Annotated in this window: 10 protein-coding genes and 2 rRNA genes; 7 read left to right on the forward strand and 5 right to left on the reverse strand. The window is 72.3% G+C overall.

Translation table 11 applies throughout. From position 1 onward, the window contains the following. Together ACZ7L0_RS11350 and rrf are read left to right on the forward strand one after the other, a co-directional pair. A 23S ribosomal RNA gene (locus ACZ7L0_RS11350) occupies positions 1–97 on the forward strand; the annotation flags it as partial. A gap of 66 nt (positions 98–163) precedes the next feature. Then, positions 164–280 (forward strand): 5S ribosomal RNA (gene rrf / locus ACZ7L0_RS11355). Between the two features lie 72 nt (positions 281–352). Here rrf and ACZ7L0_RS11360 read toward each other — a convergent pair. Genes ACZ7L0_RS11360 through ACZ7L0_RS11380 form a run of 5 tightly spaced genes read right to left on the reverse strand, consistent with a single transcriptional unit; the run spans position 353 to position 5894 of the window. Beyond that, positions 353–1663: a DUF58 domain-containing protein gene (locus ACZ7L0_RS11360; protein WP_471242212.1), complete on the reverse strand. Its 1311-nt coding sequence runs from the start codon at positions 1661–1663 to the stop codon at positions 353–355. Continuing rightward, positions 1663–2655, reverse strand: a complete 993-nt coding sequence (locus ACZ7L0_RS11365; protein WP_471242213.1) for an AAA family ATPase — start codon at positions 2653–2655, stop codon at positions 1663–1665. Before ACZ7L0_RS11365 ends, ACZ7L0_RS11360 begins: the two co-directional genes overlap by 1 nt. Then, complete coding sequence (locus tag ACZ7L0_RS11370) at positions 2652–3848, reverse strand: DUF4350 domain-containing protein (protein ID WP_471242214.1); 1197 nt, start codon at positions 3846–3848, stop codon at positions 2652–2654. Before ACZ7L0_RS11370 ends, ACZ7L0_RS11365 begins: the two co-directional genes overlap by 4 nt. Next, on the reverse strand, positions 3845–4540 hold the full coding sequence (locus ACZ7L0_RS11375; RefSeq protein ID WP_471242215.1) for a DUF4129 domain-containing protein: 696 nt from the start codon (positions 4538–4540) through the stop codon (positions 3845–3847). The genes ACZ7L0_RS11370 and ACZ7L0_RS11375 overlap by 4 nt, the downstream gene beginning before the upstream one ends. 4 nt (positions 4541–4544) lie before the next feature. Further along, positions 4545–5894: a DUF7847 domain-containing protein gene (locus ACZ7L0_RS11380; RefSeq protein ID WP_471242216.1), complete on the reverse strand. Its 1350-nt coding sequence runs from the start codon at positions 5892–5894 to the stop codon at positions 4545–4547. A 140-nt stretch (positions 5895–6034) separates the two neighbouring features. On the opposite strand from ACZ7L0_RS11380, the gene mtnA reads away from it, so the two are divergent. The 5 genes from mtnA (at position 6035) to ACZ7L0_RS11405 (ending at position 12803) form a co-directional block, all read left to right on the forward strand. Further along, positions 6035–7177, forward strand: a complete 1143-nt coding sequence (gene mtnA, locus ACZ7L0_RS11385; RefSeq protein WP_471242217.1) for an S-methyl-5-thioribose-1-phosphate isomerase — start codon at positions 6035–6037, stop codon at positions 7175–7177. A gap of 158 nt (positions 7178–7335) precedes the next feature. Continuing rightward, entirely contained in the window at positions 7336–8025 is a 690-nt protein-coding gene (gene mtrA / locus ACZ7L0_RS11390; RefSeq protein ID WP_187284748.1) for a two-component system response regulator MtrA, read from the forward strand. 1 nt (position 8026) lies between these two features. After that, positions 8027–10102 carry an MtrAB system histidine kinase MtrB gene (gene mtrB, locus ACZ7L0_RS11395; protein WP_471242218.1) on the forward strand — a complete coding sequence of 692 codons (2076 nt, stop codon included), beginning with the start codon at positions 8027–8029 and terminating at the stop codon, positions 10100–10102. Next, a complete protein-coding gene (locus tag ACZ7L0_RS11400; RefSeq protein ID WP_471242219.1) occupies positions 10092–11924 on the forward strand; it encodes an LpqB family beta-propeller domain-containing protein in 1833 nt (610 codons plus the stop codon). The genes mtrB and ACZ7L0_RS11400 overlap by 11 nt, the downstream gene beginning before the upstream one ends. Before the next feature lie 90 nt (positions 11925–12014). After that, complete coding sequence (locus tag ACZ7L0_RS11405) at positions 12015–12803, forward strand: ComF family protein (protein WP_471242220.1); 789 nt, start codon at positions 12015–12017, stop codon at positions 12801–12803. Positions 12804–12870: the final 67 nt, after the last annotated feature.

Below are 12870 nucleotides of genomic sequence, written 5' to 3' on the forward strand. Positions count from 1 at the left end.
GTAAGGCTCCCAGTAGACGACTGGGTTGATAGGCCGGATCTGGAAGCCAGGTAACTGGTGGAGGTGACCGGTACTAATAGGCCGAGGGCTTGTCCTCAGTTGCTCGCGTCCACTGTGTTAGTTCTGAGACAACGACCGTTGCCGGTTGTTTGTTTCATAGTGTTTCGGTGGTCATTGCGTGAGGGAAACGCCCGGTTACATTCCGAACCCGGAAGCTAAGCCTCACAGCGCCGATGGTACTGCAGGGGGGACCCTGTGGGAGAGTAGGACGCCGCCGAACAATTTTTGAGAGAACCCCCGTATCGAAAGATACGGGGGTTTTCTGCGTTTCAGGCCCGGCAGGGCCCGGCTGTCAGAGCCGCCCTGCCGCCTTGAGAGCCAAATACGCATCCGCCAATGTCGGAGCCAGTTCATCCGGCGTGGCATCGACCACCGTCACACCGTGGCGGCGGAGTTGCTCGGCGGTGCGGTGACGTTCGGCCTGAGCCTGGGCCGCTGCCGCAGCGTCGTACACCGCCTCGGTGCTTCCCCGTGCCGCCGCCATCCGTGCAACGTGCGGGTCGGCCACTGATGCCAGCAGGACGGTGTGGCGCTGGGTGAGCTGCGCGAGGACGGGGAGCAGGCCCTGCTCGACCGGTGCCGCGTCGAGCGTGGTGAGCAGGACGATCAGAGATCGGCGCGGGGCCGTCCGCAAGGCCGTGGCAGTGAGTCCACGGGCATCGGTCTCGACGAGCTCCGGTTCGAGTGTCGCCAGCGCGCCGACCACGGATGGGAGCACGTCGCCTGCCGCGCGGCCCTGGACCAGGGCGCGGATGCGGCGGTCGTATGCGAGCAGGTCCACGCGGTCGCCGGCGCGGGATGCGAGGGCCGCGAGGAGCAGTGCGGCGTCCATGGAGGCGTCCAGGCGAGGTGCGTCGCCGACGCGTCCCGCCGAAGTGCGGCCGGTGTCGAGGACCAGGAGGATGTGGCGGTCGCGTTCCGGGCGCCAGGTGCGTACGGCGACCGTGGACTGGCGGGCCGTTGCGCGCCAGTCGATGGAACGGGTGTCGTCGCCGGGAACGTACTCGCGCAGGCTGTCGAATTCGGTGCCTTCGCCGCGGGTCAGCACGCTGGTGCGGCCGTCGAGCTCACGCAGGCGAGCGAGTTTCGACGGAAGGTGCTTGCGGCTGGTGAACGGGGGCAGAACCCGTACTGTCCAAGGAACCCGGTGTGTGCCCTGGCGGGCGAACAGGCCCAGGGGGCCGTACGAGCGGATGGTCACGCGGTCGGCCTGACGGTCGCCGCGGCGGGTGGGCTTCAGCCCGGTCGTCACGCGTCGGCGCTCGCCCGCCGGCACCACGAGACGGTGCCTGGAGGCCTCGAACTCTGTGCCGGGCTCCCAGCTGCTGGGCGGCCAGGCGTCCCTCAGCCGGGCCCGTAGCGGGCGCCGGGACGGATTGGTGACGGTCAGCGTGACCTCGGCGGCCTCGCCCAGGCGCACGGAGGTGTCACCGGAGCGGGTCAGGACGAGGCGTCGTACGGGTGCCGCGAGGGCGTAGTCGCATGCGCATGCCAGGGCGAGCGGTGCGTTGACCGCGAGGATGCCCGTCCAGCCGGGTTCCCAGATGCCGACGGGGATCGAACCGAGGGCCGCGAGGAGGGCGGCGCGTCCGGTGAGGGCCATCAGCGGGGAACCGGGACGTGAGCGAGGATCGCGTTGATGACGGAGTCGGCCGTCACGCCCTCCATCTCGGCCTCCGGGCGCAGCTGCACGCGGTGCCGGAGGGTGGGCAGGGCCAGGGCCTTCACGTCGTCGGGGATGACGTAGTCGCGGCCGGTCAGCCATGCCCACGCGCGGGCGGTGGCCAGCAGCGCGGTGGCACCGCGGGGGGAGACACCGAGGGTCAGGGACGGGGAGTCGCGCGTGGCGCGGCAGATGTCGACGACGTAGGCGGTGATCTCCGCGGAGACCGTGGTCTTGGCGACGTCGGCGCGAGCGGCTTCCAGGTCCGCACGGCCCGCGACGGGGCGTACTCCGGCGGCGCGCAGGTCGCGCGGGTTGAAGCCCTCGGCATGACGAGTGAGGACGTTGATCTCGTCCTCACGGGAGGGCAGAGGGATCGTCAGTTTGAGGAGAAACCGGTCGAGTTGGGCCTCGGGGAGAGGGTACGTGCCTTCGTACTCCACCGGGTTCTGGGTCGCGGCGACCAGGAACGGCTCCGGGAGCGGGCGGGGCGTGCCGTCGACGGTGACCTGGCGTTCCTCCATGGCCTCGAGGAGGGACGACTGGGTCTTCGGGGGCGTGCGGTTGATCTCGTCGGCGAGCAGCAGGTTGGTGAAGACCGGCCCGGGCTGGAAGGAGAACTCGGCGGTGCGGGTGTCGTAGACGAGGGAGCCGGTGACGTCGCTCGGCATGAGGTCCGGGGTGAACTGGACGCGCTTCGTGTCCAGTTCGAGTGCGGAGGCGAGGGTGCGGACGAGCAACGTTTTGGCGACTCCGGGGACTCCTTCTAGTAGTACGTGTCCGCGGCAGAGGAGGGCGACGACGAGACCGGTCACGGCGGGGTCCTGGCCGACCACGGCTTTGGCGATCTCGGCGCGCAGGGCTTCCAGGGAAGCCCGGGCGGTGCCCGGATCCCCGGAGTACCCGGCGTTGTCAGTGGTCGGGTCCGTCATGAACGGCGTACCTCTCTTTCGAGGGCGTCGAGTTGGTCGGAGAGTGCGATGAGGGCTGCGTCGTCGCGGGGCGGCGGGCCGAACAGGAGGGAGTGCAGGGACTGTCCGTCGCCGTGGAGGTGGGCGGAGAGCGCGGGCAACAGGGCCTCGGGCGTGTGCGCCTGGGCGACGGGAACGCCGACGAGGGGGGCCAGGCGAGTGCGGGTGGTGGAGCGCAGGGCGGCGGCCGCGCGGTCGCGGGCATTGGCCTTGCGGTAGAGGCGGGCGCGGCCTTCGACGGTTTCGGAGGCGCGGATCGCGACGGGGAGTCGTTCGGGCACGAGGGGGCCGAGCCGGCGTGCCCGCCAGAGGGCGGCGAGCGCCGCGGCGATGAAGAGCTGCAGCGTGCCCCACAGCCAGCCCGAGGGGAGCAGGTCGAAGAAGCCCTTCTGGTCGCCCGTGTCGGTGGCCGAGGTGTCGGAGAGCGAGGGGAGGTACCAGACCAAATGGGGGCGCGAGCCGAGGAGTTGAAGGGCGAGCGAGGCGTTGCCCTGTTCGTCGAGACGGTCGTTGTAGAGGATGTCGGGCGCGCCCAGGACGACGGTGTCGCCGCCACCGGATGCCGCGGGCACGCGGACGAGAGTCGCCAGGCGCTCGCTGGGGTAGCAGGAGTCCGCGTCGAGGTGGGTGGTGGTGTAGCGGATGCCGCCCGTGTCGGCGGTGCCCGCGCGCCGGGCGGCGGGCAGGTCGCAGTCGGGGGCGAGGGTCGAACCGAAGCTGGTCGCGGGGTCCGCGGTGACGCCGGGTGCGAGTCGTTCGACGGACCAACTGCCTGCGGCGACGAGGACGGTCCGGCCGCCGGAGTGGGCGGTGGTGGAGTGCAGTTCCGTCTGCTGTCGGTGGGTCAGCAGGTCGGGGACGGCGACCAGGAGCGTGGTGTCCGGGTTAGCGGCGGCACGGGCCTCGTCCAGGGTGGTGACGACGCGCGTGGAGACGCCCCGTTCGGAGAGGAGCGCGGCGACCGCGCGGCTGCCATAGGGGTCGGCGGAGCGCGGGTCGAGCTCGCCGTGTCTGGCGTCGGAGCGGACGACGGCGATCGCGACGGCGCCCGCGAGGAGCAGCACGAGGGCGACGACGATGCCTCGCGCGCGAGTCCACATCTGGCGGGCGGTGAGCGAGGCCGAGGTGGACGGGAGCGTGGCCCCTGCGGTCATCCGGCCGCCCCCTGGCCGGTGTTGTCGGTGCTGCTCGCCAGGACCGGGCTGGTGCGGTCCAGGTCGCGGTCGAGTTCTGCGATGCGGTGGTACGACTGCTCGCTCGCCCTGCGTCCGCCGTATGTCACGTCGTCGAACTCGCGGGCCGCGGTGCGCAGTCCGTCGGTGTGCGAGGGCAGTGCGCGGCCGGCTTCGGCGGCGGCCTCGTCGGCGGTGCGGCCGGGGCGGACGTCGAGCAGGGCTCGTTCCTCGAGTGCGCGGACGATGGCGCGCATCCGTTCCTGGACGGCCTGGTTCCAGTGGCCCTGGGCGGCGTGTGCCTCGGCGGCCGCGCGGTGCTCGGCGGCGCTGCGGGGGCGGTCGTCGAACAGGGCGGCCGTGGAGGTGGGCCGGCGGCGGGGCGTGCCCAGGCGCCACCACAGCGCGGCCAGGACGGCGACGACGGCCAGGACCACGACGGCCAGGCCGAGCGTCCCTCCGGGTGCCACCGTCGACGCGGCGCTGAGTACCCGGTCGACCCAGTCCCAGAAGGCGTTGAGGGCGCGTTCGAGCAGGCCGGGGTCGTTCTCGTGGTACATCCGCTTGGACAGCTCGCGCCGTGCCGCCTCTCGCGCGGGGTCACGTGAGATCGTCACCGGCGGCTCGTCGCCGGAGCGCGCCAGTGAGGCGAGGACCACCCCCGTCAGGCTCACCGCATCAGCTCCCCGGGGTCTGACCGGTGCCGTAGCCCTGGACGCCGGCGGCGCGGGCCAGTTCGAGGTCGAGTGCCTCGCGGCGGATGCGCTGGTCGATGTACAGGAGCACGGTGACGCCCGCGGTGATCGGGAACGTGATCATGGAACCGATCACCGAGCCGATGCCGCTGATGATGAGGAACGACCAGCCGAGGTCGCTACCGGTGCCGTTGAGGAAGTCGGAGAGGCTGTTGCCGCTGACCGCGGCGGCGATCACGGCGAAGGGGATGGCGACGATCGAGGCGACGATGTTCGCGATGATCGCGGCGAGCAGCTGGATGCCGAAGACCCGCCACCAGGAGCCGCGCACCAGCTTCGCGGAGCGGCTCATCGACTTCACGATGCCCTGTTTCTCCAGCATCAGCGCCGGCGAGGCGAGGGAGAAGCGGACCATGAGCCACAGCGCGACGACGCCGGCCCCGAGGAGGCCGAGGGCGGCGAGCGCGGCACCGACGTCGGTCCCGCCTGTGATCGCGACGATGATTCCGGGCAGTGCGCCGACGAGCGCGGTGCCGAAGGCGATGAGCAGCAGCAGGAAGATGAGTCCGAACAGCTTCGGGATCCGCGGACGGGCGTCAGCCCAGGCCTCACCGGTGGTCACCGATTTGCCGAGTACGGCGCGGCTGGTCACGGCGGTGAGCAGAGCGGTCGCGACGATCGTGCCGAGCAGGGAGATCAGGACGACGGCGCCGGAGCTGAGCATGACGTCGCCCATGGCGCGGGTCACTTCGTCGAGGCTGGCGCTCGGGTCGTCGAGGGCCGCGGTGTTGGTGCTGTCGTTGAGTACGAGGCCCTGGAGGAGGACGACGACGATCTCGGTGAGCACCGCGACGGTCAGCGAGATGCCGAGGACGGTGCGCCAGTAGGTGCGCATCGTGGAGACGGCGCCGTCGAGGATCTCGCCCACGCCGAGCGGGCGCAGCGGGATCACGCCGGGCTTGGCCGCGGGCGGGGGGCCGCCCCAGCCGCCGCCCCAGGCGCCGTAGCCGCCGGGGGGAGGGCCGTATCCGCCGGGGCCTCCGTGGCCGCCCGGACCTCCGTACCCGCCGCCGGGGTGCTGTCCGCCCCAGCCCGGGCCGGGGGGCGGGGGCGGCGGGCCCGGGCGGGGAGTGCCGGTGGGCGCGGACCACTGGCCGGGTGGCGGCTGCTCCTTGGACCACTGCGAGCCGGGGTCCTGCGGGCCCGCGCCCGGCTGGCTGGCGGGCTGTTCGGGGCCTGGCCGGTCGGCGGGCTCGGCAGGTCCGGACTCGCCGGGTTCCTGCCCGTCGGACGGGACGGATCCGGGCGAGGCCCAGCCCGGAGTGTCTTTCATCGAAACTCCTTCACGGTGCCCGTCCGCGGTCGCGGCGGCAGGTTGGCAGCCATCGTGCCATGGGGCGGTCTTCGGGGGATCGGCCGCGGTATGGGCTGCGTACCTTCAATTGTCCGCCGGATACGGGGAAGACTGAGCCCATGGCTGATCAGTACGCGCAAACCCGTGAGGACAAACGGCCGACCGAGAAACCGGCGATCCGATGGGAGGAGCCACCCGAAGGCCCCGTACTGGTCCTTCTCGACCAGACGAGGCTGCCGACCGAGGAGGTCGAGCTGGTGTGCACGGACGCGCCGGCCCTGGTCGAGGCGATCCGTTCGCTCGCCGTGCGCGGGGCACCGCTGCTCGGTATCGCGGGGGCGTACGGTGTCGCGCTCGCCGCCGCGCGGGGCTTCGACGTGGACGAGGCCGCCGGGGCGCTGGAGGGCGCCCGGCCCACCGCGGTGAACCTGTCCGTCGGCGTGCGCAGGGCGAGGTCCGCCTACCGCGCCGCGCTCGCCAAGGGAGGAGACGCCCAGCAGGGGGCCGCGGCGGCGCTGGCCGCGGCGCGGGCGCTGCACCGGGAAGACGCCGAGGCCAGCACCCGCATGGCCGAGCACGGGCTGGCGCTGCTGGACGAGCTGCTGCCCGGCGGCGGGCACCGGATCCTCACCCACTGCAACACCGGGTCGCTGGTGTCGGGCGGTGAGGGCACGGCGTTCGCGGTGGCGCTCGCCGCGCACCGGGCCGGGCGGCTGCGGCGCCTGTGGGTGGACGAGACGCGGCCGCTGCTGCAGGGGGCGCGGCTGACGGCGTACGAGGCGGCCCGCAGCGGCATGGCGTACACCCTGTTGACCGACAACGCGGCGGGTTCGCTGTTCGCGGCCGGGGAGGTGGACGCGGTGCTGATCGGGGCGGACCGCATCGCGGCCGACGGTTCGGTGGCGAACAAGGTCGGGAGCTATCCGCTCGCGGTGCTGGCCCGCTACCACCATGTGCCGTTCATAGTGGTGGCGCCGGGGACGACGGTCGATCCGCAGACGCCGGACGGGGCCTCCATAGAGGTCGAGCAGCGCCCCGGCTTCGAGGTGACCGAGGTCGCCGCACCGCAGATGCCGGTGACGGGCGCCGGTGGCGGCATCCCGGTGGCTCCGTTGGGTACCCAGGCGTACAACCCGGCGTTCGACGTGACGCCGCCCGAGCTGGTGACGGCGATCGTCACCGAGGCGGGCGCCGTCTCGCCGGTGACGGCCGAGGCCCTCGCGGAGCTGTGCGCCGGATCCCCCGGAGTGGCCATCGGCTGAGGTGACGACGAGGCCAGTCCCCGGCCCGGTGACGTGCGCCCCGGTGCGCGATCGCCGGGCCCCTGGGGACGCGGGCAGACAGTGACGGCCCCGTACGACTATCGTCACAGGCCAGTGACCCTTCTCACCAGCGGCCCGGTCACTGTTACGAGAATGGGATGATGTCGTTTATGAAGGGACGAGTCCTCGTCGTCGACGACGACACCGCACTGGCCGAGATGCTCGGCATCGTGCTGCGTGGTGAAGGTTTTGAGCCGTCTTTCGTAGCCGACGGCGACAAGGCGCTGGCCGCGTTTCGGGAGTCCAAGCCCGATCTGGTGCTGCTCGATCTGATGCTGCCCGGACGGGACGGCATCGAGGTGTGCCGCCTGATCAGGGCGGAGTCCGGGGTGCCGATCGTGATGCTCACGGCGAAGAGCGACACCGTCGACGTCGTCGTGGGCCTGGAATCGGGCGCCGACGACTACATCGTGAAGCCCTTCAAGCCGAAGGAGCTGGTCGCCCGTATCCGGGCGCGGCTGCGGAGGTCGGAGGAGCCCGCGCCGGAGCAGCTCGCCATCGGTGACCTCGTCATCGACGTGGCCGGTCATTCCGTGAAGCGGGACGGGCAGTCGATCGCGCTGACGCCGCTGGAGTTCGATCTGCTGGTGGCCCTCGCGCGCAAGCCCTGGCAGGTGTTCACCCGTGAGGTGCTGCTGGAGCAGGTGTGGGGTTACCGGCACGCGGCGGACACGCGGCTGGTCAACGTGCATGTGCAGCGGCTGCGCTCCAAGGTCGAGAAGGACCCGGAGCGGCCGGAGATCGTGGTGACCGTGCGCGGTGTCGGTTACAAGGCTGGACCGAGCTGACATGTCCGGGGACAGTTCCGCTTCGGCTCCCGGCCGGTCCGGGGACCGTCCGGGGCGGTCTGTCGGCCGGAAGGCGGCGGGTTCGCGCTGGGGACGCCTCTTCGAGGGCGGTCTGCTGCAGGGCGGGGTCCAGGGCAGCCCGGTCCTCAGGCTGTTCATGCGCTGGGTGCGCAGGCCGCTGCTGCCGGTGATGCGGCTGTGGCGGCGCAACATCCAGCTCAAGGTCGTCGTCACGACGCTGCTGATGTCGCTGGGCGTCGTCCTGCTGCTGGGCTTCGTCGTCATCGGCCAGGTGCGCAACGGTCTGCTGGACGCCAAGGTGAAGGCGTCGCAGAGCCAGGCCACCGGCGGGTTCGCGGTGGCCAAGCAGAAGGCCGACGAGGCCGCGAGCGACACCGGTGACGCGACCTCGGCCTCGGACGGAAGGCCGTCCCAGAACGTCATCGGGTGGATGAGCGACCTCGTGGAGTCGCTCTCCAGCGGTGGCCAAGGTGCCTTCGACGTGGTGACGCTCCCGGCCGGCGAGGGGAGCGGCGGCGGACGCAGTCCGCGCGGCTCCGGGTACGTCGAGGCCTCCGCCAGCGTGCCGGAGGACCTGCGTGCGCGGGTCAGCAGCAACCAGACGGCGGCCCAGAGCTACACCCGCATCGTCTACAGCAACGGCAAGGAGTCCCAGCCTGCGCTGGTGATCGGCAAGCAGGTCAACGACCTGCACGGCGACCCGTACGAGCTGTACTACCTCTTCCCGCTCACGCAGGAGGAGAAGTCCCTGAGCCTGGTCAAGGGCACGCTGGCGACCGCCGGGCTGTTCGTGGTCGTACTCCTCGGGGCCATCGCGTGGCTCGTGGTGCGCCAGGTCGTCACGCCCGTGCGGATGGCGGCCGGGATCGCGGAGCGGCTGTCCGCCGGGAGGCTGCAGGAGCGGATGAAGGTCACCGGCGAGGACGACATCGCCCGGCTCGGCGAGGCCTTCAACAAGATGGCGCAGAACCTGCAGCTGAAGATCCAGCAGCTGGAGGAGCTGTCGCGGATGCAGCGGCGGTTCGTGTCGGACGTGTCGCACGAGCTGCGCACTCCGCTGACGACCGTGCGCATGGCCGCCGACGTCATCCACGAGGCCCGTGTGGACTTCGACCCGGTGACCGCGCGGTCGGCGGAGCTGCTCGCCGACCAGCTGGACCGGTTCGAGTCGCTGCTCGCGGACCTGCTGGAGATCAGCCGGTTCGACGCGGGAGCGGCGGCGCTGGAGGCCGAGCCGATAGATCTGCGGGAGGTCGTACGGCGGGTGGTCAGCGGCGCCGAACCGCTCGCGGAGCGCAAGGGCACGCGGATACGCGTCGTCGGCGACCAGCAGCCCGTCGTGGCCGAGGCGGACGCCCGGCGGGTGGAGCGGGTGCTGCGCAACCTCGTGGTCAACGCCGTGGAGCACGGCGAGGGCAGGGACGTCATCGTCAAGCTGGCCGCGGCGGGCGGCGCGGTCGCGGTCGCCGTGCGCGACTACGGCGTCGGGCTCAAGCCCGGCGAGGCGACCCGTGTCTTCAGCCGCTTCTGGCGCGCCGACCCGGCACGCGCGCGTACCACCGGCGGTACGGGGCTCGGGCTGTCCATCGCCCTGGAGGACGCGCGGCTGCACGGCGGCTGGCTGCAGGCCTGGGGTGAGCCGGGCGGCGGGTCGCAGTTCCGTCTGACGCTGCCGCGGACCGCGGACGAGCCGCTGCGCGGCTCCCCGATACCCCTGGAGCCCAAGGACTCGCGGCGCAACCGGGGACTCGACGACGCCGGTCTGCCGCGTGGCGGCGACGGCAAGCGGGCCACGGTCCCGGTGCAGCCGACGGGCGGGCAGGTGTCGCCGCTGCCGCCGCGTGCGCCGATCGCGCACCGGCTGGCCACCGTGAGTCCCGCCGCCGATCCGACCGCGCTGCCCGGTAACGGCGCGCGCGTGGTGCCGCGGCCCGCCGGGGGCGGGCGGCGGCAGGACGACGGGCCCGCCGTCGGCGCGGCGCCTGAGGAGACCGCGGGCCGCTCGGACGCCGATGAGGACTCGAACAAGCCAGGGGAGGCATTTCGTGGGCGCTGACCACGAGGGGGGCGTGCGTCGGCGGCCGGTGCGCGTGGTGGCGTACGCCGCGTGTGGTGTCGTACTGCTGGCTGGGTGTGCCTCGATGCCCGACAGCGGGGATCTGCGCGATGTGGAGTCCACCCCCCGGCAGGACACCCAGGTGCGGGTCTTCGCGATGCCGCCCGGGGACGACGCCCTGCCCGGGGAGATCGTGCAGGGCTTCCTGGAGGCGCTGACCAGCGACGATCCTCAGTACGACACGGCGCGCAAGTATCTGACCGCCGACGCCGCGCGGCAGTGGCGGCCCGAGCGGTCGACCACGGTGCTCGCGGACACTCCGAACATCGGGCCCGACCAGCGCGTGGCCGGCCGTGAGGAATCGGACAACCTCTCCTACACACTGGCCGGGAGCAGGGTCGCGACGGTCGACGCCCAGCAGGCGTACACCCCCGCTGCCGGGCCGTACAGCAGGAAGGTGCACCTGACGCGCGATGCCAAGACCAGGCAGTGGCGCATCAGTGCGCTGCCGCCGGGCCTCGTCATGGGCAAGTCCGACTTCCAGCGCAACTACACGTCCGTCAACAAGTACTACTTCGCCTCGAACACCTCGGTGGGGACGAGCGGGCAGCCGGTGGCCGTCGCCGACCCGGTTTTCGTGCGCAAGCGCGTGGACGCGATGGCCCAGATGGTGCGTTCCGTGCTCAACGGGCCCACCAGACGGCTGTCACCCGTGGTCAGGTCGAGCTTCCCGACCGGTACGGCGCTGCGGAAGGGCGCCGCGTCGCTGACGCCCAACGACCAGAACATATTGACGGTGCCGCTGAACGGCAAGGCCTCCCGGGTGGGGCCGGGCCGGTGCAGGGAGATGGCGACCCAGTTGCTGTTCACGCTGCGGAACCTGACGCCCACGCTGGAGGCGGTCGAGTTGCGGGGCGGCGGCAAGAGGCTGTGCGAGCTCACCCAGGAACGGGCCGAGTACGGCGCCTGGGACGCGGCGGCGAAGAGCCCCGAGTACGTGTACTTCCTCGACGGCAAGCACCGGCTGGTGCGAATGGCGGGCGGCGGCACCGGGACCGGTTCCGCCCCGGTGCCGGGCGCGCTGGGCGAGAGCGGCAAGGAGCTGCGCTCGGTCGCCGTCTCCCGCGACGAGCGCACGGCCGCCGGGGTCGACAGCGACGGCAGGTCGCTGTACGTCACGGCGCTGACCTCGGGTGGTTCGCTCGGAGAGCCCGTGGTCACCAGCAAGGGCGCGACCAAGGACGACCGGCTGACCAGGCCCAGCTGGGACGCCCGGGGCGATCTGTGGGTGGCCGACCGCGATCCCCGCGCTCCCCGGCTGCTCCTGCTGGAGCAGGGCAGGGGTGAGCCGATCATGGTGCAGACCCCCGAACTGCCCGGACGCATCAAGGACGTGCGGGTGGCCGCCGACGGGGTGCGGATAGCGCTCGTGGTCGAGAAGGGCGGCAAGCAGTCGCTGCTCGTCGGCCGGGTCGAGCGGGACGAGAAGTCCGCGGGGCACCCCGTCTCGGTGCTCGAACTGCGCTCGGTGACACCGCAGCTGGAGGAGGTCACCGCCATCTCCTGGGCCGGGGACAGCCGGCTCGTGGTGGTCGGAGCGGAGCACGGCGGCCTGCAGCAGATGCGGTACGTCCAGGTGGACGGCTCCACGCCGGAGGGGCCGGCGCCCGCCGCCCTCTCGGGGGTGAGGGCGATCACCGCGTCCGAGGACGAGCGGCTGCCGCTGGTGGCGTACTCGGAGGACGGGATCGTCCGGCTGCCGTCCGGGGGGCAGTGGCAGAAGGTGGTCAAGGAGGGGTCCGCGCCGGTCTATCCGGGGTGACGCCGCCCAGGTGCGGCGCCGGGCCGGTTGTCCACAGGGAGTTGTCCACAGGGGTGGCCGACCGGACCGGGCGTTGGCACAGTGGTGGGCATGCGGGGGTGGTGGCAGGACTTCACCGACCTGGTGCTGCCGGCCGAGTGCGGAGGCTGTGGGAGGCCTCGCACGGTGCTCTGCCCTGAGTGCCGTGCCGCCCTGAGCGGGGCAGCACCGCGCCGGGTGCGACCGGTGCCGGAGCCGCTCGGGCTGCCGGAGGTGTACGCGGCGGCTCCGTACTCCGACGAGGTGCGGGCCGTTCTCCTCGCCCACAAGGAGCGGGGCGCGCTGACCCTCGCCGGCGCCCTCGGGGCGGCCCTGGCGGGAGCGGTGCGCGCGGGACTGTCGGCCGCTGGGCGGGCCGGCGGGCCGGTACTGCTCGTGCCGGTGCCTTCCGCGCGGTGGGCCGTGCGGGCGCGGGGGCACGACCCGGTGCGGCGGATCGCGCTGGCCGCCGCCGGTGAGCTGCGGCGCGGTGGGACGCAGGCGCGGGTGACCGCGGTGCTGCGACAGCTGCGCCCCGTGGCCGACCAGTCGGGGCTCGACTCGCGTCGGCGGCTGGACAACCTCGCGGGCGCCCTGGAGGTGACGGCGGGCGGTGCCCGGCTGCTCCGGGCCGGTCGGCCGGTGCTCGTCGACGACCTGATCACGACGGGCGCCTCCCTGACGGAGGCGGCGCGTGCCGTCCGGGAGGCGGTCGCGTACGACGGCGGGAGAACGGCCGTGTACGCGCACGCAACCCGGGAAGGGATGGGGGAACGGATGGCTGGATCAACGGGAGGAACGGTGATCCGCGCGGCCGTGATCGCGGCCCCGCCGGATTCCTTCGAAATAAACCGGAACTGACTGCGAACTCACGTCGTTGCAGGTAGTGAGAGGCCTATTTCACCTGAACGGAGGTACGCCGCAGTAG

This window comes from Streptomyces sp. NPDC039424 (genome assembly GCF_055639495.1).